This is a genomic window from Streptomyces thioluteus (genome assembly GCF_039535865.1).
Genome location: NZ_BAAAXZ010000071.1, coordinates 1 through 18,358, shown reverse-complemented (window position 1 = coordinate 18,358; position 18,358 = coordinate 1). Strand labels below are relative to the sequence as shown.

General features: G+C 70.1%; 9 protein-coding genes, 8 pseudogenes and 1 riboswitch. Of the genes and pseudogenes, 4 read left to right on the top strand and 13 right to left on the bottom strand.

What is annotated here, in order from left to right:
• Positions 1-1,336 precede the first annotated feature (1,336 nt).
• From ABD794_RS18745 to ABD794_RS09235, 4 genes and pseudogenes are all read right to left on the bottom strand, one after another.
• On the bottom strand, positions 1,337-2,041 hold the full coding sequence (locus ABD794_RS18745) for a C40 family peptidase (protein WP_425585971.1): 705 nt from the start codon (positions 2,039-2,041) through the stop codon (positions 1,337-1,339).
• A 197-nt stretch (positions 2,042-2,238) separates the two neighbouring features.
• Positions 2,239-2,851, bottom strand: a pseudogene (locus ABD794_RS18740) (coiled-coil domain-containing protein); the annotation flags it as partial.
• A gap of 251 nt (positions 2,852-3,102) precedes the next feature.
• Positions 3,103-4,471: pseudogene (locus tag ABD794_RS09240) on the bottom strand (NYN domain-containing protein).
• 23 nt (positions 4,472-4,494) lie between these two features.
• Positions 4,495-4,743, bottom strand: coding sequence for a hypothetical protein (locus tag ABD794_RS09235; protein WP_344962258.1), 249 nt, complete (start codon positions 4,741-4,743; stop codon positions 4,495-4,497).
• A 132-nt stretch (positions 4,744-4,875) separates the two neighbouring features.
• Here ABD794_RS09235 and ABD794_RS09230 point away from each other — a divergent pair, with 132 nt between their 5' ends.
• Together ABD794_RS09230 and ABD794_RS09225 are read left to right on the top strand one after the other, a co-directional pair.
• Positions 4,876-5,598, top strand: coding sequence for a rhomboid family intramembrane serine protease (locus tag ABD794_RS09230; RefSeq protein WP_344962256.1), 723 nt, complete (start codon positions 4,876-4,878; stop codon positions 5,596-5,598).
• Entirely contained in the window at positions 5,595-5,876 is a 282-nt protein-coding gene (locus ABD794_RS09225; protein WP_049715502.1) for an Lrp/AsnC family transcriptional regulator, read from the top strand. The genes ABD794_RS09230 and ABD794_RS09225 overlap by 4 nt, the downstream gene beginning before the upstream one ends.
• Here ABD794_RS09225 and ABD794_RS09220 read toward each other — a convergent pair.
• The 6 genes and pseudogenes from ABD794_RS09220 to ctaE form a co-directional block, all read right to left on the bottom strand.
• Positions 5,873-7,288 (bottom strand): aminotransferase class V-fold PLP-dependent enzyme, encoded by a 1,416-nt coding sequence (locus ABD794_RS09220; protein ID WP_344962253.1) that lies wholly within the window; start codon positions 7,286-7,288, stop codon positions 5,873-5,875. The genes ABD794_RS09225 and ABD794_RS09220 overlap by 4 nt on opposite strands.
• A gap of 139 nt (positions 7,289-7,427) precedes the next feature.
• Positions 7,428-7,544, bottom strand: a riboswitch (SAM riboswitch).
• Positions 7,545-7,771: 227 nt separating this feature from the next.
• Positions 7,772-8,836, bottom strand: coding sequence for an anthranilate phosphoribosyltransferase (gene trpD, locus ABD794_RS09215; protein WP_344962251.1), 1,065 nt, complete (start codon positions 8,834-8,836; stop codon positions 7,772-7,774).
• Positions 8,837-8,965: 129 nt separating this feature from the next.
• Positions 8,966-10,613, bottom strand: a pseudogene (qcrB, locus tag ABD794_RS09210) (cytochrome bc1 complex cytochrome b subunit).
• A pseudogene (gene qcrA, locus ABD794_RS09205) lies at positions 10,610-11,667 on the bottom strand (cytochrome bc1 complex Rieske iron-sulfur subunit). The pseudogenes qcrB and qcrA overlap by 4 nt, the downstream one beginning before the upstream one ends.
• A pseudogene (gene qcrC / locus ABD794_RS09200) lies at positions 11,664-12,474 on the bottom strand (cytochrome bc1 complex diheme cytochrome c subunit). The pseudogenes qcrA and qcrC overlap by 4 nt, the downstream one beginning before the upstream one ends.
• 67 nt (positions 12,475-12,541) lie before the next feature.
• The gene (gene ctaE / locus ABD794_RS09195) at positions 12,542-13,162 is read right to left on the bottom strand and encodes an aa3-type cytochrome oxidase subunit III (protein ID WP_344962249.1); all 621 of its coding nucleotides are present in this window, start codon (positions 13,160-13,162) and stop codon (positions 12,542-12,544) included.
• A gap of 209 nt (positions 13,163-13,371) precedes the next feature.
• Here ctaE and ABD794_RS09190 point away from each other — a divergent pair, with 209 nt between their 5' ends.
• Positions 13,372-13,785, top strand: coding sequence for a hypothetical protein (locus ABD794_RS09190; protein WP_344962248.1), 414 nt, complete (start codon positions 13,372-13,374; stop codon positions 13,783-13,785).
• A gap of 6 nt (positions 13,786-13,791) precedes the next feature.
• Here ABD794_RS09190 and ABD794_RS09185 read toward each other — a convergent pair.
• The 3 genes and pseudogenes from ABD794_RS09185 to ctaD all read right to left on the bottom strand — a co-directional run bounded on the left by ABD794_RS09185 (position 13,792) and on the right by ctaD (position 17,285).
• A pseudogene (locus ABD794_RS09185) lies at positions 13,792-15,038 on the bottom strand (L,D-transpeptidase).
• 131 nt (positions 15,039-15,169) lie between these two features.
• Positions 15,170-15,568: a cytochrome c oxidase subunit 4 gene (locus tag ABD794_RS09180; RefSeq protein WP_344962247.1), complete on the bottom strand. Its 399-nt coding sequence runs from the start codon at positions 15,566-15,568 to the stop codon at positions 15,170-15,172.
• A pseudogene (gene ctaD, locus ABD794_RS09175) lies at positions 15,565-17,285 on the bottom strand (aa3-type cytochrome oxidase subunit I). The gene ABD794_RS09180 and the pseudogene ctaD overlap by 4 nt, the downstream one beginning before the upstream one ends.
• A gap of 319 nt (positions 17,286-17,604) precedes the next feature.
• Between ctaD and ABD794_RS09170 the strand changes: the two are divergent.
• Positions 17,605-18,092 (top strand): annotated as a pseudogene (locus ABD794_RS09170) (thioredoxin domain-containing protein); the annotation flags it as partial.
• Positions 18,093-18,358 lie beyond the last annotated feature (266 nt).

Here is an 18,358-nt window from a genome sequence, read left to right as displayed (position 1 = left end):
TTCGGTAGCCGCTTCCGTGTATGTGTCCACGGCGTTCGGTTTACGCCCGCTAGTCGTGCCTATCGAAGTGGCCTTGTCGCCCAGCGGTCGAGGCAAGCCGTTGCACGGCGACGGTCTCGACCCGGCCGGCGTCGGGACGGCGTGGTCTCGCAGCCGGGCCAGAACCGATCACGTAGGCGCGGCAGGGCGGCCATGGCAGTGCGCTGCCCGGCGCCCGTTCCACCGCGTCCGGCCGTCCCATGGCCGCGCCATCGTACGAGCCGGCCGGCGGGCCCCTGGTGATCAGGCCGGTCTGTGCCGGGTATGGAGGAGATCGGCACAGTTGTGCGGGGTCGTACCGCACTCCGCGCCCCGGGGTAGGGGCGTGCACGACCTGGCCGTTGCCCACGATACATGCCGACGTGGCTGGCGCGTCGTCCGCGGTATATGACCAGGTCGCCGGCCGGCCTCGGAGAGCGACACGTGCCGGCCCGCGTTGTGCGCTGGGCCTCGCGAGGGTCCGCGGCAGGCGACCCCGGCCCGCCCGTAGGCGCCACTGCATCAGCCCGGAGCGTCCCGAAGGGGACGGGCCTGGTCGCCCCAGGCGTAGGGCCGTGCCGACGCGCCGAGCGGGCGCATCGCGGCGCGGCGCCGCGCGTGGAGGACGACGGCTCGGGGGCGGGCCCCGGCTTCCTGCCCGGGAGTCGAGGCGGCAGCCGGGAGAGCGGCGGCGGGGAGCCGGAACGCTCCGCCCCGCCTGCCGGAGGCGGCGGAGGGCCCTCGCGTACCTCCTCGCGCTCGTCGTGCTTCCGGGAGTTGACAGCCGGCGCGCCGCGGCGGAGTGCCCTCGACCTCGCGCTTTGTTGCTGGCGGACCGGCCCGGCGGCTCTCCTCTCACTCGGCGAGGGTTTGCGGCCGGCCTCGCCGCTTCCTGGGTCGGTCGCGCTGGGCGGCCAGCAGGGGCGTGCAGCTGGCCGCCTACGGCGCCTTGAAGCGGTCGAGGGCCGGAGGCAGTCGGTCGAGGTAGCGCTCGGGTGCGCGAGTGAGCAGAGCAGCAGGAGCCGCAGGCGGATATCCACGGCAAGACCGGCGCGGTACTAGGGTGGCGAGGAGGCGATACACGATGCCCAGTAAGAGGGCGGTTGCGCATCGCGTTGACCGCGTCTCGTGGATGCCGCGGGCGACCCGTCGTGACGGCGCTGTCGAACGACGTGTCTCGCCGCAGGGTGGCTGCCGGCCACGTTCAGATAAACGGCGGTGCGATGTGAACTATCTACGGTGTGGCCCGCTACAAGGGCCTGTTAACGATAGAGCGGGTCGATGCTCTAAACACACATGAGCCTCGTACCCGGCGGCGTCAAGCCAGCGGGCCCAACTGGGGCGGGCGGCTGCGAGGTGCTGGCCTAGAGAGGGAGTCGGCCGCGCCACGCGTAGGTGGCCACGGGACGGCGACGAGGACTAGGTGACCGCGCAGCGTCGCGGTATGGCGGACGTGCGCGGAGCCGGCGATGGGACGCCACGTGCTGCCGGTACTCCCTTCACTGCGCGCGCCCCTGCCGTCCAGGCAACGAGTGGGGAGGGCACCGCGCGGCAGACAGTAGCGGCGCGTGTTCACCCCCCGGTTCAAAGACCTCGCGCCGGCGCCGGGTCCCGGTATGCCGGACGCCCCGCCCAAGACGCAGGTCATGGGCGGGGCGCAGGGTCGTCGCGGGGGCGCCCCCGATTCGCCCGAACGGGCGGATCGGCGCGGCGGACGGGCCGTCAGGCGACGCGCACGCCGAACTTGAAACGGCATGTTGCCCATCGCCTCGTAACGGACCACGGTGCCGGTGCGCGGGGCGTGCCAGCACCTGGCCGTTGCCGGCGTAGAGACGCCCACGTGGTGCAGGTCGCCGTAGAAGATCACCAGGTCGCCGGGCTGGAGCTGGCTCTGGTCGTAGATGCGCTGACCGTCGTTGGCCTGGTCCTGCGAGGTACGGTCCAGGGTCACGCCCGCCTGTGCGTACGCCCAGGAGGTCAGGCCGGAGCAGTCGAAGGAGTTCGGGCCGGTCGCGCCCCACACGTACGGCGAACCGATCTTGGAGGCGGCCGCGTCGAGCGCGGCACCGGCGCGGCCGGACGCGGGCACGTGCTTGCCGGTGGACGTCGAGGAGTCGCCGTCACCGGTCTTGGAGTTGCCGTCCTGCGAAGAGCTGTCCTTGGCCTGGTCCTTGGCCTTGGCCGCGGACTTGGCGGCCTCGGCCTTCTCCTGGGCCTCCAGCTCCGCGCGCTCCTTCTCGGTGAGCTGGTTGAGGACGTCGCGGGCCTCCGCGAGCTTGCCCTGCACCGCGGACTTCTGCTCGCCGAGCGCCTTGCGGGTGGACTCCAGGTCGGCCAGCTTGCCGGCGGCCTCCTCGCGCTGCTGCTTGAGGGCGCGCTGCTTGACGGATATCTGCTTGAGGGTCTCCGCCTGCTTGGCGCTGACCTGGTTGAGGGTGGACGCCTTCTCCAGGTAGCTCTCCGGGTCGGAGGAGAGCAGCAGTTGGAGCGAGGGGTCCACGGAGCCGGAGCGGTACTGGGCGGTGGCCACCGAACCGAGGCCGTCGCGCAGCTTGTTGAGGTCCTCCTGGCCGCGGGCGACGCGGTCCTGGAGCTCGCCGACCTCCTTCTCCAGCTTCTCCTGCTTCTGCTTGGCCCCGTTGAACTTCTCGGTGGCCTGCTCGGCCTCCTCGTAGAACTTGTCGACCTTCTCCTTGGCCTCGCTCTTGGTGGGCTTGGCGCCGGGGTCGGCGCTGGCCGCCTGGGCGGAGAGGGCGACGGCAGCGGCGGCGGTCGCGGTGAGGACGGTCACCCGAGTGCGGCTCGGCTGCTTGGGACGACGGTGGGACGCCACGGAGTCGAGCTCCTTCTTCCTCGGCCGCCGCCCGCGGGGCGCGGGCTCGGCGGGACCTTCACCGTCACCCCGAATGGATGATCGCCGGGCGAAGGTTCGAGGCCCGACCTTAGTGACCCTCATATGATCGGTTCAAATCCCTCCCGGAAATTCTCACCCACCGCGGGCATCCTTTACCGGGGGAAACACAAGCCGTAACGGATTTCTGACGCTCCGCAGGCCCTTCACGTCCCTCAAGCCCCGCGCGCCCCTCAGGTCCGCGCAAGTCGCTTCAGCAACAGGGCCGATGCGACCGGCCGGGCCCCCGCCTTGGCGACCCCCGTCGGCCACCTCGCGGTCCGTGGAGACCACGACCACCGGACGGCCCGGCGGCTCCGCCCGGACCAGCTGGCGGATCAGCTCGTCCGCCGTGACGCCCGGCTTGCTGAACAGCACCCGCACCCCGCGCGGCGGCGCCAGCAGCACCGGCGCGGCCAGCTCCGCTCCGTCGAAGACGCACGTCATCTCGGCGCCGGTCTGCGCGGCCAGCATCGCGAGCCCGCCCAGCAGCCGCAGCCGCTGCTTGTCCAACGGCATCGTCGGATAGCCGGTCTTGGTGACGTTGTAGCCGTCCACCACCAGGTGCGCCTGCGGCAGCGCCAGCAGTTGGTCGAGCAGCGCCGGGTCGGTCTCCGACAGGGCCCGCGCCGCGATGTCCTTGGGCGTCATCTGCCCCGGCTGCACGGCGTCCACCAGGTCCGCGGGGTGCACCGAGGCGGGCGGCAGGGCCAGTTCGCGGCGCAGCCCCTGGGCGGCGTCCAGCACCGTGTCCAGCAGCAGCCGCAGCCGCATGTCCTCCACGCTGCGCCCCTCGCGCACCGCCCGGCGGCTCGCCTCCAGCGCCGCCTCGGCCTCCGCGAGCCGGGCCTTGGTCCGCCGCGTCTCGCCCAGCGCCGCGCCCAGTTCGGCCGCGGACGCCTGGCGCAGCGCCTCCAGCTCGCCCTGGAGCTTGCGCAGCGCCGCTTCGCCGCGCCGCATATCGCTCTGTGCGCTGCGCAGCTTGCGCTGGAGGGACTCGCCCTCCTTGCGCGCCGCGTCCAGCTCCGCGCGGGAGCGCTCGGCCTCCGCCCGCGCCTCGTCGCGCGCCTGCGCCAGTTCCTCGCGCAGCTTGCCCAGTTCGCGCCGGGCCTCCTCGCCGGCCCGTTCGGCACCGGCCCGCTGGGCCTCCTCGCCGGCCGCGGTCACCATCTTGACCCAGCCCGGCGGGCGCAGCACGAAGGCCATGGCCGCCACGTCCTCCGGATCGGCGGCGGCCGGCGGCGACCCCGCCTCCAGGGCCTGGGCCAGCTCCGAACCGCCCTCGCGCAGCCGGGCGGAGATCCGCTGCCGGAAGGCGGCGTCGCCCTCGACGGCGGCGGCCATCGCGTTGCCCGCGAACCGGGCCCGGCGCACCGGGGTGAAACGGGCGTACTGCCGCAGCTGCGGCGGGAGTTCGGTGAGGGTCAGCCCGCCGAAGGCCTCGGCCACCAGGCCGATGACCCGGCGCCGGATCCCCTCGGGCAACGGGCGGTCGAGCACCTCGCTGACGTCCTCGGCCCGGCCGTCCTCACCGGCCGTCCCTTCGTCATCCGTGTGCTCCACCACTGCTGCGTCGCTCCGTTCCTTCAGCCGCTCGTATCCGGCCTGTCCACCAAGGCGATTTGATCCTCCGCGTTGCACCAACGGCACCGCACGGACTCGATCGTCTCACTGACCACGTCCCGCTCCTCCACGGTGGGTTCTCCGGCGAGATCGAGGTGGACGTATTCCACGGCCTTGACCGTACGCGTCACATCGAACCGCGTGAGATTTCCGCACAGGGTGCAGCGCCACCGGGTCGCGGCGGTCGGCCGGGGAACGCCCATGGTCGTCATCCGTCCTACGGAGGTGTGGCCTTTGTCGTAACCCTACGGCCTGCCGGTCCCCCGGCGGAGTGGCACCGGTATGCGCCGGGCCGCCCGGCGGGGCACTGCGTACGACTTGTCCCGGTACGTCATGATCTGGACATGATCGTAAGGCAAGCGCGACGGGATCCCGCCGCCCGCCGGCCCTGGGTCACCCGCACCCTCATCGCCGCCTGTTGCGCGGTCTTCCTCCTCGGACCCGCCGCCGGCCTCGACCCGGCGTACGGCACCGGCGGCGACCTGCTCGCCGCGCAGACCGCCTACTTCGAGCGCTGGGGCGTGGTCCCGGACGAACTGTGGCACTCCCCGGCCGCGGCGCTGCTCACCCCGCTGACGGCGCTCTTCGTGCACGGCAACTGGCTGCACCTGCTCGGCAACATGCTCTTCCTCCATGTCTTCGGGGCGATGGCCGAGGAACGGCTGGGCCGCCCGTCCTTCGTCCTCTGCTACCTGGCCACCGGCCACCTGGCCCTGCTCGGCTACGCGGCCGTGCACCCGCACTCCGGCCAGGCGCTCGTGGGCGCGTCCGGGGCCGTCTCCGGGGTGCTCGGCGCGTTCCTCCATCTCTTCCCGCGGGCCAGGGTCACCAGCCTCTTCCCCTTCCTCTTCTTCCTGCCGCTGCGCTTCCCCGCCTGGGCGGTGCTGCTGTTCTGGTTCGCCCTCCAGTGGCCGGGCGCCGGGGCCCCGGACGACCGGCCGGGGGTGGCCTATCTGGCCCACGTCCTGGGCTTCGCCCTCGGCTTCGGCTTCGCATGGGTGAGCGGACGGCGTCCGGTTAGAGTGAAGGACGACGCCGGGTCCACCGAAGGAGACAGAACGACGTGATCACCTCGATCGTGCTCATCAAGACGGACGTGGACCGCATCCCCGAGATCGCCGAGCGGATCGCGGCCCTGGAGGGCGTCAGCGAGGTCTTCTCCGTCACCGGTGCCTACGACCTGATCGCGATGGTGCGCGTGGCCCGCCACGACGACCTGGCGGACGTCATCCCGGGCCGGATCAGCAAAATCCCCGGCGTCGCCTCCACCGAGACCCACATCGCGTTCCGCACCTACTCCCAGCACGACCTGGAAGCGGCCTTCGCGATCGGCCTCGACAGCTAGCCGGCCACCGGCTTCTCCGGCACGCACCGCCCGCCCTCCGTGCGGTACGTCCACCGCGCGCCGCCCGTCGCCAGTTCCCCGGCCGCCCGCACGAAGCGGTCGATGTGCTCCTCCGGCGTCCCCACCCCGAAGCTGACCCGGATCGCGCTCGCCGCCGGCACCTCGTCCGGCGTCCCGCACTCGCCCGCCCGTCGCCCGCCACCGCCCCAAGCGGAAGCGCTTCGCGCTGCTGTATCCGATGAGCCGCCCCCCTCCGCGAGCAGCGCCCGCACCAACGGGTGGGCGCAGAACAGGCCGTCGCGCACCCCGATGCCGTACTCGGCGGACAGCGCCGCCGCGAAGTGCGAGCTGTTCCAGCCGTCCACGACGAAGGACACGACGCCCACCCGGGGCGCGTCGTCGCCGAACAGCGAGACCACCCTGGCCCCCGGCACCTCCGCGAGCCCCTCGCGCAGCCGTGCCAACAGCGCCTGCTCGCGCGCCTCCAGCCGCTCGAAGCCGGCCGCGGTCAGCGCCCGGCAGGCGGAGGCGATGGCGTAGGCGCCGATGACGTTCGGCGAACCGGCCTCGTGCCGGGCCACGGTGTCGTGCCACTCGACCACCGGCTCGCCCGCCGCGCCGCGCGCCACGCTGCGGGTGGCGCCGCCGCCGGCCAGATACGGCTCGGCCCGGCGCAGCCAGTCGGCGCGCCCGGCCAACACCCCGGCGCCGAACGGCGCGTACAGCTTGTGCCCGGAGAACGCCACCCAGTCCACGTCCGACTCCGCGACGTCCACGGCCTGGTGCGGCACCAGTTGCGCGGCGTCCAGGACGATCCGCGCCCCGTGCGCGTGCGCGGCCGCGGCCAACTCCCTGACGGGCCACAGCTCGCCCGTCACGTTCGACGCACCCGTCACACAGACCAGTGCCGGGCCGTAGGGCTCGCGCGCGGCGAGGGCGCGCTCCAGGGCCTCGACGGCCTGCCCCGGGGTACGGGGCGCGTCCAGCCACGTCACCGCGGTGTCCCCGCGCCGCCCCCAGGGCAGCAGCGCGGCGTGGTGCTCGCTCTCGAACGCGAACGCGTGCGTGCCGGGCGGGAGTACGGCGGCGAGGAGGTTGAGCGAATCGGTCGTCGACCGGGTGAAGACCACGTCGTCGCCCGGTCGGCAGCCGAGGAACTCCGCGACGGTGGCCCGGCTGTTCTCGAACAGGTCGGTGGACAGCTGCGAGAGGTGTCCCGCACCGCGGTGCACGCTGCCGTAGTACGGCGCGTAGGCGGCCACGTCGTCCCACACCCGCTGCAGGGCGGGGGCGCTGGCCGCGTAGTCGAGGGCGGCGTACGGGACTTCACCGCCGGTGACGAGGGGGACGCGGACGTCGCGACCGAGGACGGGGAGAGGGGTGTCGACGGCGGTCCGAAGGGTTGCGGGCATGGCGAACTCCCGTGAGGCGCGAACGAATTCGGCGAAGAAGGCGAAGAAAATGAATGGCGCGAAGAAGGGGCCCTGGGCCCTAGCGCATTCGCTGCATCACGGAAGGATCTCCCTCGACGACCAGGATCCCTGGTGGAGGGATCCGCGCTTGCCGCAGACCTCGCTGCCTGCGACCCGGTCATCACCCGGGGCACCCCGCCACGGACGGAGGGTTGCCGGACAGCGGGCCGGGGCCGTATCGCTGTCGCTCGTGACCTGGGGCGAGTATGGCACAGCGAATCGCCGCGCCGGAAGGGGATTCCCCCACCCCGCCCTTTCACCGTTTCCGCAGCAGCACGCTGCGCGCGCTGTCCTCAAGCGCCGGACGGGCTGTTCAGCCCGTCCGGCGCTTGAGGACTTCGCCCGAAGGGCGAACGGGGCCCGGGGTCTCCCCGGGGAAACGGTGAAAGGGCGGGCCAGGGGCATCCAACCCCCCTGCAACCGCTACGCGTTGCTCGCCGCCACCCACCGCTCCAGAACCCCCCGCGCCGCCCCCGAGTCGATCGACTCCGCAGCCCGCCCCATCGCCGCGGCGATCTGCTCCGGCAGCGGCGCCGCCGACGGCGCCAACGCCACCAGCGCCGCCGCCGAGTTGAGCAGCACCGCGTCCCGCACGGGCCCCCGCTCCCCCGCCAGCAGCCGGCGCGCGACGTCCGCGTTGTAGGACGCGTCCGCGCCCCGCAACGCGTCCACCGGCACGACCTCGATCCCCACGTCCCGCGGATCGAAGGGCTCCTCGCGCACGCCCCCGTCCCGTACGATCCACACCCGCGACGTCGCCGTCGTCGTCAGCTCGTCCATCCCGTCGTCGCCCCGGAAGACCAGCGCCGACGATCCCCGGTCGGCGAGCACGCCGGCCAGGATGGGCGCCATCCGGGCGTCCGCGACGCCGGTCGCCTGGGCCCGGACCCGGGCCGGATTGGTCAGCGGACCGAGGACGTTGAACGTGGTCCGCACGCCCATCTCCCGCCGCGCCGCCGCCACATGCCGCAGCGCCGGGTGGAACTTGACCGCGAAGCAGAAGGTGATGCCCGCCTCCCGGGCCACCTCGACCACCCGTGCCGGGGACAGGTCCAGGTTGACGCCCAGCTTCTCCAGGACGTCGGAGGCCCCGCTCGCGGAGGACGCGGCCCGGTTGCCGTGCTTGACGACCTTCACCCCGGTGCCGGCCACGACGATCGAGGACATCGTGGAGATGTTCACCGTCTTGGCGCCGTCGCCGCCCGTGCCCACGATGTCCACGCTGGGACCGGGCACGTCGATGAGGTTGGCGTGCCGGTACATCGCCCGGACGAGCCCGGAGATCTCGGCGACCGTCTCGCCCTTGGCCCGCAGGGCGACGGCGAAGGCGGCGATCTGGGCGTCGGTCGCCGCGCCGCGCATGATCTGGTCCATGGCCCAGGCGGTGTCGTCCGCGCTGAGGTCCCGCCCGCCGAGCAGCGCCTCCAGGACGCCCGGCCAGGAGAGGGACACCGCACCGTCGCCGCCTGTCTGGGTCGCAACGTTCATGGGTCCACGCTCCTGGTGGTCGTCCGGCTCTCGGCTCCAGCCTAACCAGGTCCGGGAACGGCGAAGAGCCCCGTCCAGGCACTGGACGGGGCTCTTCGCTGTGGCGATCAGTTCTGCTGAATCAGTCGATCAGTGGTGGCCGTGGCCGCTCGTGATCTCCTCGTACTCCGTGGCCGTGGCCTTGGGCACGTAACGGTCCTCGCCGTAGTAGCCCTTCGAGAGCCGGACCCGCAGCTTCTGCGTGGCCTTCACCTTGCGGACGACACCGTTCTCGTCGACCTCGGGCTCCAGGGCCAGCGGCTTGGGCTGCTCGTGCGCGGTCAGCGTGTGCATCTGCTCCTGCGTCAGCGGCTCGTGGACCTCGATGAACTCACCGTGCGGCAGGCGCTTGATGATGCCCGACTCGCGGCCGTGCAGCACCTTGTCCTTGTCGCGGCGCTGGAGACCCATGCAGATCCGGCGCGTGGCGATGAACGCCAGGACCGGGCCGACGAAGAAGGTGATGCGGACGAACCAGGTGACCGCGTTGACCGACAGGTGGAAGTGGGTGGCCCACAGGTCGTTTCCACCGGCCATCAGGGCCACGCCGTACATCGTCAGCCACGCCACGCCGAAGGCGGTGCGCGTCGGGGCGTTGCGCGGGCGGTCCAGGATGTGGTGCTCGCGCTTGTCGCCGGTCAGCCACGACTCGAGGAACGGGTAGACGGCCATGATCCCCAGCACCGCGCCGAAGACCCAGCAGCGGGATGAAGACGCCCAGGACCAGGGTGTGGCCCGCGAAGCTGATCTCCCAGCCCGGCATGATCCGGAAGAGGCCCTCGGACATGCCCAGGTACCAGTCGGGCTGGGCGTTGGTCGAGACCTGGTCCGGCCGGTACGGGCCGAGCTCCCAGACGGGGTTGATCGACGCGATCGCGGAGATCGCCGCGATGACACCGAAGACCAGGAAGAAGAAGCCTCCCGCCTTGGCCATGTAGACCGGCATCAGCGGCATGCCGACGACGTTCTTGTTGGTCCGGCCCGGACCCGCGAACTGCGTGTGCTTGTGGTAGAAGACCAGGATCAGGTGGCCGACCACCAGACCGAGCATGATGCCCGGCAGCAGCAGGATGTGGATCGAGTAGAACCGGCTCACGAAGTCCGTGCCCGGGAACTCCCCGCCGAACAGGTAGAACGAGATGTACGTACCCACCAGCGGGATGGACATCACCAGACCGTCGGCGATGCGGACACCGGTGCCCGAGAGCAGGTCGTCCGGCAGCGAGTAACCGGTGAAACCGGTGAAGGTGCCGAGGACCAGCAGCAGGAAGCCGAACAGCCAGTTGATCTCGCGCGGCTTGCGGAACGCGCCCGTGAAGAAGACGCGCATCATGTGCACCATCATGCCCGCGATGAACACGAGGGCCGCCCAGTGGTGGATCTGCCGGATCAGCAGACCACCGCGCACGTCGAAGCTGATGTCCAGCGTCGACTTGAACGCCTCCGACATCCGCACGCCCTGCATCGGGACGTACGAGCCGTGGTAGACGACCTCGTTCATGCTCGGGTGGAAGAACAGCGTCAGATACACACCCGTGAGGATGATGATGATGAAGCTGTAGAGGCAGACCTCGCCCAGCATGAAGGACCAGTGGTCCGGGAAGATCTTCCGCATGCCGCCCTTGGCCAGGGTGTAGATCCCCAGCCGACCGTCGGCCCAGTCGGCGACCCGCTCACCTGCGGGTGCCTTGCGACCCTGCGCGTCCGCGCGGGTCGACGTCGTCTCTGCAGTACTCATCCGCGCTCCCAGAAGGCAGGACCGACGGGCTCCGCGAAGTCGCCCATCGCCTCAAGGTAGCCCTTGTCATTGACCTTGATCCGCAGCTGCGGAAGGGCGTGGCCGGCCGGGCCCGAACACCACACGGCCGCCGTCCGAGAGATCGAACGTCGACTGGTGGCAGGGGCACAGCACGTGGTGGGTCTGCTGCTCGTACAGGTTGATCGGGCAACCCACGTGCGTGCAGATCTTGGAGAAGGCGACGATGCCGTCGACGGACCAGTCCAGTTCCTTCTTGTCCTTGATGTTCTCCGGGCGGAGCCGGACGAGCATCAGGGCAGCCTTGGCGATCTGGTTCTGGAAGTCGTGGTCCTCCTCCTTCATGCCCTCCGGCATGGCGAAGGTGAGGGAGCCGACCTGGATGTCCTCGGGACGCAGCGGCTGCTGGGTGTTCTGGTTGATCAGCATCTTCCCCTTGGCCCAAGCCGTCTTGCGGAGCTTGGTGCCCGGGGCCTTGCTGAGCCCGCCCCAGCAGGAACACGCCCGAGAGCGGCAGCAGCGAGAGCGCGCCGAACATCGAGTTGCGGATCAGCTTGCGGCGGCCCATGGCCGACTCGGCGGCGCCCTCCTTGAAGTCCGCGAGGACCTTGGACCGGACCTCCGAGGGTGCCTCGATCGCGTGCCGCTCGTCGATGTGCTCGACGTCCGACATCAGGGTGCGGGCCCAGTGGACCGCGCCCGCGCCGATCAGGAACAGCGCCACGCCGAGGGTCAGGCCCAGCGTGAAGTTCATGGCGCTGACGTGGCCGATCGGGAACACGTAGATGTTCTTGTCGACCGGGATGGCCAGGTAGGCGGCGATGAAGCCGACCGTGGCCAGCATCGACAGCGTGAACATGAACGCCACGGCGCGCTCGGAGCGCTTGGCGGCCCGCTCGTCGATGTCCTGGATGCGGTGCTCGTGCGGGGGCAGGCCCGGGTCGGCGAACGGGTCACCCGCGACCGCCACGGCGCCCTCGTGCGCTTCGCCCTGCTTGCTCGGCAGGGTCTCTTCTGGAATGTCTTGGCTACTCATGACTTCTTGGCCTTTGCGGTCCGGGCGCGACCCAGATGGCGACGGCGATCAGCGCGCCCAGGCCGAAGACCCACGCGAACAGACCCTCGGAGACCGGGCCGAAACCGCCCAGTCCGAGGCCGCCCGGGCTCTCCGACTTACTGGAGTTGACCTCGTCGAGGTACGCGACAATGTCCTTCTTGTTCTTCTGCGACAGAACGGTGTCGGGGAAGGACGGCATGTTCTGCGGGCCGGTCTGCATGGCCTCGTAGACGTGCTTCGGGTCGACACCCTCGAGGTTCGGCGCGAACTTGCCGTTCGAGAGCGCACCGCCCTTGCCCGTGAAGTTGTGGCACTGCGAGCAGTTCAGGCGGAACAGCTCACCGCCCTTGGCGACGTCCGCGCCCTCCGGGCTGTACTGGTCCTTCGTCGGGGCCGCGGGGCCCGCGCCGAGGGAGGAGATGTACGCGGCCAGCTGGTCGATCTGGGCCGACGTGTAGACCGGCTTCTTGCGGGGGCGCCTGGGCGCCCTGCTGCTGCATCGGCATGCGGCCGGTGCCGACCTGGAAGTCGACTGCCGCCGAACCCACGCCGACCAGGCTCGGCCCGTCGGAGGTGCCCTGAGCGCCGGTGCCGTGACAGCTGGCACAGCCCACGGCGTAGAGCTTCTTGCCCTCCTCGATGGCGAGGGACTGCGCGGAGCCATCGGCCTTGGCCGACTCCGCCGGCGCGAACGCGGCGTACAGCCCCCCGGTGACCGCCAGCGCGAAGAGTAGGACGACGACCGCCGCCAGCGGATGGCGGTCGTCGTGCGGAGAGCTTTTTCACGGATTACCCCGGTGTCAGGATCTTCTGCGTCGATGCTGGACTGTTGGTCCGTTGCGGACGGGACCGATTACTTGATCAAGTAGATCGTGGCGAAGAGCCCGATCCAGACCACGTCGACGAAGTGCCAGTAGTAGGACACGACGATGGCCGCCGTCGCCTGGTGGTGAGTGAACCTCTTGGCCGCGTAGGTCCGGCCCATCACCAGCAGGAAGGCGATCAGGCCACCCGTCACGTGCAGACCGTGGAAACCGGTCGTCAGGTAGAAGGCGGAGCCGTAGGCGTCCGAGGAGAGCGAGAGCCCGTCCTTCTTGACCAGGTCGGTGTACTCGAAGATCTGGCCGCCGATGAAGAAGGCGCCCATCACGAACGTGATCGCGAACCAGGTGCGCAGCTTCTTCACGTCACCGCGCTCGGCAGCGAAGACGCCGAGCTGGCAGGTGAGCGAGGAGAGCACCAGGACCGTGGTGTTCGACGCCGAGAACGGGATGTTCAGCGCCGACGCCTGCTCCTTCCAATGGTCGGCACCGGTCACCGATCGGAGGGTGAAGTACATCGCGAAGAGGGCCGCGAAGAACATCAGCTCGGAACTCAGCCAGATGATGGTTCCGACGCTGGTGAGGTTCGGTCGGTTGACCGAGGGGTGCGCGTGCCCGGTATCTACTGCTGTTGCTGTCGCCACGACCGACATTATGTCGGTCGCTTATCTCGCGCTCACTCCGGGGGGTGCCGTTCGGTGTGTCAAGGGCGTATGCCCTGCTCGTCCGGGCCGGTGAAGGCGTCGCCCGAACCGGTGATGACGCCCCGTCGGAGGGAACGGGGACCTCCGACCCTCCTCCGGGCGGCCCGCAGGGCAGTAGCATCCGCGCAACGGTCCTTTGGGTGAACTGGAGGAAACGCATGCAGCCTACGGCCACCGTGCTGGTCTACAGCGACGACGCGAGCACCCGCGAACAGGTGCGGCTGGCGGGCGGGCGGCGCCCGGCGCCGGACGTGCCGCCGGTGGAATACGTGGAATGTGCAACCCTTCCGGCCCTGCTGAGGATCCTCGGCGAACGGCGGATCGACGTGTGCGTCCTGGACGGCGAGACGGCCCCCGCGGGCGGCATGGGCGTGTGCCGGCAGCTCAAGGACGAGGTCTTCCAGTGCCCGCCGGTGCTGCTGCTGATGGGCCGCCCGCAGGACGCCTGGCTGGCCACCTGGAGCCGCGCCGACGCGGCCGTCACGCACCCGGTGGACCCGGTGGCCTTCGCCGCCTCCCTGGCCGGGCTGCTGCGCGAGCGGGAACCCAGTCAGGAACGCAGAGCCTCCTGAGCCCTCTCAGGTCATCCGCGGCCGCAGCCGGGCCGTGTCGGCCGCGCCGGTGCCCTCCCGCTTCCCGGCGGCGAGGGCGCTGCCCTGGCGCCACTCCTCCCAGGGCATGTTCCAGTCGCCGAAGCCGTTGTCGAACGGCGTCATCGTGGCGCCCGCGCTGCCCACCACCTTGACGATGTCCCCGACCCGCACGGTGTCGAAGAACCACTTGGCGTTCTCGGTGGACATCCCGGTGCAGCCGTGGCTGACGTTGTCCATCCCCTGCGAGCCCACGGACCAGGGCGCGGCGTGCACGTACTCCCCGCTCCAGGTGACCCGGGTGGCCCAGTAGACCGGCAGGTCGTAGGAGTCGGCGCTGCCCTCCGCGATGCCGATCGTCTCGCCGCGCATCCGTACGAAGGATTCCTGCCCGAGGACCACCTTGACCCCGTTGCGGGTGTCGTAGCCGGGCTTGCCGGTGGTGACGGGGATGGAGCGGATCTCCTGGCCGTTCTTCATGACGCTCATGTAGTGCCCCGCGGCGTCGGTGACGGCCTCCACGCGGTCGCCGGTGGTCAGGTGCACCGGCTTGGACGGGGCCGCCGTACATGCCGCCGCCGACCTTGATGCCGTCGAGCGAGGCGTGCACGTCGATCGTGGCGTGCGGCGGCCAGTACTCCTGCGGACGGAAGTGCAGCATCCGGTTGTTCACCCAGTGCCAGGCGCCCCGGACGGCGGGGCTGGACTCGACGTGCAGGGTGCGCTCGACGACGGCGCGGGCCGCGGGGGTCTGCACGGGGGTGCTCAGTTCGGCGGTGACGGGCTGTCCGACGCCGTAGGTGCCGTTCTTGGGCCCGAACGTGACGGTCAGCAGGCGGGTGGCCGGACCGGTGTCGAAACCGACCGTGCGGCGGCCCTGGGCGCCGTTGTCGTCCTCGGTGCTCACCCGCACCGTGTAGTGCGCGCCGGCCGCCAGCGAGCCGGTGCTGGCGCCAGCCGCTGCCGTCCGGGAGCAGTTCACCGGCGACGTACCGCCCGGCGGCGTCCGTGGCGACGACGTCGGTGATCCGGTCGTCGCCGGTGGCCTCCACCTCCAGGGGGTTGGCCGGATCGGCCTTCTGGCCGTCCTCGGCGCCCTTCAGCCGGACGTCGGTGGCCTCGTAGGGCGCCTCCGCCAGCGGGTTGGCGGAGCTGCACGCGGTGCCCCCCAGCGCCAGCGGGACCAGCAGCAGCACGCCGCCGAGCACCGTGCGGCGTCGAGGAGTCGGACTCATGCTCCCCACGGTAGGAAGGTTCGCCCGCCACGGCCCGTGGGGCGCCTGCGAACGGGTGGTGCGGGTACGCGAACGACCGGGCCCCGCACACCGGATGGTGTGCGGGGGCCCGGTCGTGGGCGGGTGAACCCTTACTGGTTCTGGTTCTCGCCGCGGTAGAACTCGAACACCCAGCCGAAGAGGCCGATCATGATCAGCGGGGCCGAGAAGAACATCAGCCACCAGCCGACCGCGATGGACAGGAAGGCGAAGGCGCCACCGACGGCCAGGGAGAGCGGCTGCCAGCTGTGCGGGGCGAAGAAGCCCAGCTCACCGGCGTCGTCCGCGACGTCGGCCTCCTTGTTGTCCTGCGCGCCCGCGTCCACCCGGCGCGCGGTGAACGCCAGGTAGTAGCCGACCATGATGCAGAGACCGAAGGCCAGGAACAGCGCGGTGGTGCCCGCCGGCTCCTTGGACCACACGCCGTAGACGACGGCCATGGCGAGGATGAAGACGGAGAGCCAGATGAACATCCGGCCTTGGATCTTCACTTGCCGGCCTCCTTGCCACCCGCGAGGGCCTTGTCCTTGTCAGCGAGATTGTGCTCGAGCTCGAGCGCAGCGATCTCGGGGTGGTGCAGGTCGAACGCCGGGGATTCCGAGCGGATGCGCGGCAGCGTGAGGAAGTTGTGGCCGCGGCGGCGGGCAGGAGGTCGCCCACTCCAGCGAACGGCCGTAGCCCCAGGGGTCGTCGACCTCGACCTTCTTGCCGTACTTCGCCGTCTTCCAGACGTTGTACATGAACGGCAGTATCGACAGACCGAGCAGGAACGAGCTGATCGTCGAGATGGTGTTCAGCGTCGTCCAGCCGTCGGCCGCCAGGTAGTCGGCGTAACGACGCGGCATGCCCTCGGCGCCCAGCCAGTGCTGGACGAGGAACGTGCCGTGGAAGCCGATGAACAGCGTCCAGAAGGTGATCTTGCCGAGGCGCTCGTCCAGCATCTTGCCCGTGAACTTCGGCCACCAGAAGTGGAAGCCGGAGAACATCGCGAAGACCACGGTGCCGAAGATGACGTAGTGGAAGTGCGCGACGACGAAGTACGAGTCGGAGACGTGGAAGTCCATCGGGGGCGAGGCCAGGATGACGCCGGTCAGACCACCGAAGGTGAAGGTGATCAGGAAGCCGACGGCCCAGAGCATCGGTGTCTCGAAGGACAGCGAGCCCTTCCACATGGTGCCGATCCAGTTGAAGAACTTCACACCGGTCGGGACCGCGATCAGGAAGGTCATGAAGGAGAAGAACGGCAGCAGTACGCCACCGGTCACGTACATGTGGTGCGCCCACACCGTCACCGAGAGACCGGCGATGGAGATGGTCGCCGCGATCAGACCCCAGTAACCGAACATCGGCTTGCGGGAGAAGACCGGGATGACCTCGGAGATGATGCCGAAGAACGGCAGGGCGATGATGTACACCTCGGGGTGGCCGAAGAACCAGAAGAGGTGCTGCCACAGCAGCGCGCCGCCATTGGCCGCGTCGAAGATGTGGGCCCCGAATTTACGGTCCGCCTCCAGGGCGAACAGCGCGGCGGCCAGCACCGGGAAGGCCAGCAGGACCAGCACACCGGTCAGCAGGACGTTCCAGGTGAAGATCGGCATCCGGAACATCGTCATGCCGGGCGCGCGCATGCAGATGATGGTCGTGATGAAGTTGACCGAACCGAGGATCGTGCCGAAGCCGGAGAAGGCCAGACCCAGGATCCACAGGTCGGCGCCGAGGCCCGGCGAGTGGCTGCTGTCGGTCAGCGGCGAGTAGGCGAACCAGCCGAAGTCGGCGGCGCCCTGCGGGGTGAGGAAGCCACCGACCGCCATCAGCGAGCCGAACAGGGTACAGCCAGTAGGCGAACATGTTCAGCCGCGGGAACGCCACGTCGGGCGCGCCGATCTGCAGCGGCATGATCCAGTTCGCGAAGCCCGCGAACAGCGGCGTCGCGAACATCAGCAGCATCACCGTGCCGTGCATGGTGAACGCCTGGTTGAACTGCTCGTTCGACATGATCTGCGTGCCGGGACGGGCCAGCTCGGCGCGCATCAGCAGCGCCATCAGACCGCCGATGCAGAAGAACGCGAACGACGTGATCAGGTACATCGACCCGATCGTCTTGTGGTCCGTGGTGGTCAGCCACTTGACCACCTGGTTGCCTGGCGCCTTGGTGCGAACAGGCGGTGCTAGTCCGTGTGCAGATGCGGCGCGTGCACCCTGGGGTATCCGTTGCCAACAGGCTCTCGACGTCCTCCCCGGTGGCCCTGCCGCAGGGCGGGCAGCGAGCTCTGCATGCGTCGTCCCCCTTCGACCAGCGAACTTCAGGCAGCACACTGCGACCAGCGAACTGCGATGGGCGAACTTCGATGAACTTTCCGTCGGCGAATGCCAAGGCGTTCAGTCTTCCGCCTAGGAGGGATTTCCGGCAGCCCTGTGGATAACCCGCCTGTGGAGAACTGGGGAGAACTCCGCACGGGTGTTGCTCACGGAGAACGGAGCTTCGGGTGAGGCGGCCGGGGGTCCCTGTTGGTGAAGGATGGGGCTCATGCCGAACCGCCTGGCGCACGAGACGTCGCCCCTACCTCCTCCCAGCACGCCGACAACCCGGTCGACTGGTGGCCCTGGTCGCCCGCGGCGTTCGAGGAGGCGCGCCGCCGCGACGTGCCCGTCCTGCTGAGCGTCGGGTACGCGAGCTGTCACTGGTGCCATGTGATGGCGCACGAGAGCTTCGAGGACGGGGCGACCGCCGCGTACCTCAACGAGCACTTCGTCTCCGTCAAGGTCGATCGCGAGGAGCGGCCCGACGTCGACGCCGTCTACATGGAGGCCGTGCAGGCCGCCACCGGCCAGGGCGGCTGGCCCATGACCGTCTTCCTCACCCCCGGCGCCGAGCCCTTCTACTTCGGTACCTACTTCCCGCCGGCGCCGCGGCACGGCATGCCCGGCTTCCGCCAGGTGCTGGAGGGCGTCACGGCCGCCTGGACCGACCGGCGCGAAGAAGTGGGCGAGGTCGCGGGGCGGATCGTGCGCGACCCTATCCGAAGCGCTCACACTACACCACGACCGCGCAAAAGAGCGCCGACCCGCGTGACAACGAGGAGCATAGCACCTGGCGCTCATTGGCGCACATGACCGCGACTTCGACAGCCGTGCACACTGCGGCAGGATTCCGGGGAGACGCGCCCAACGTTCCCACACAGCCAATCCATGGTGCATGGAGTTCAGCTCGCTAGCACAACACAACGTCGCAGCAAACGGATCCACCACGCCAAAACACCGCGCTCGAGAAGCCGGTGGAG

Bases quoted from the DNA above. Each gene is read 5' to 3' on its own strand.
- ABD794_RS09235 (WP_344962258.1), bottom strand. From the start codon at position 4,743: ATGACGACCATGGGCGTTCCCCGGCCGACCGCCGCGACCCGGTGGCGC.
- ABD794_RS09230 (WP_344962256.1), top strand. From the start codon at position 4,876: ATGATCGTAAGGCAAGCGCGACGGGATCCCGCCGCCCGCCGGCCCTGG.
- ABD794_RS09220 (WP_344962253.1), bottom strand. From the start codon at position 7,288: ATGCCCGCAACCCTTCGGACCGCCGTCGACACCCCTCTCCCCGTCCTC.
- trpD (WP_344962251.1), bottom strand. From the start codon at position 8,836: ATGAACGTTGCGACCCAGACAGGCGGCGACGGTGCGGTGTCCCTCTCC.
- ctaE (WP_344962249.1), bottom strand. From the start codon at position 13,162: ATGTCGGTCGTGGCGACAGCAACAGCAGTAGATACCGGGCACGCGCAC.
- ABD794_RS09190 (WP_344962248.1), top strand. From the start codon at position 13,372: ATGCAGCCTACGGCCACCGTGCTGGTCTACAGCGACGACGCGAGCACC.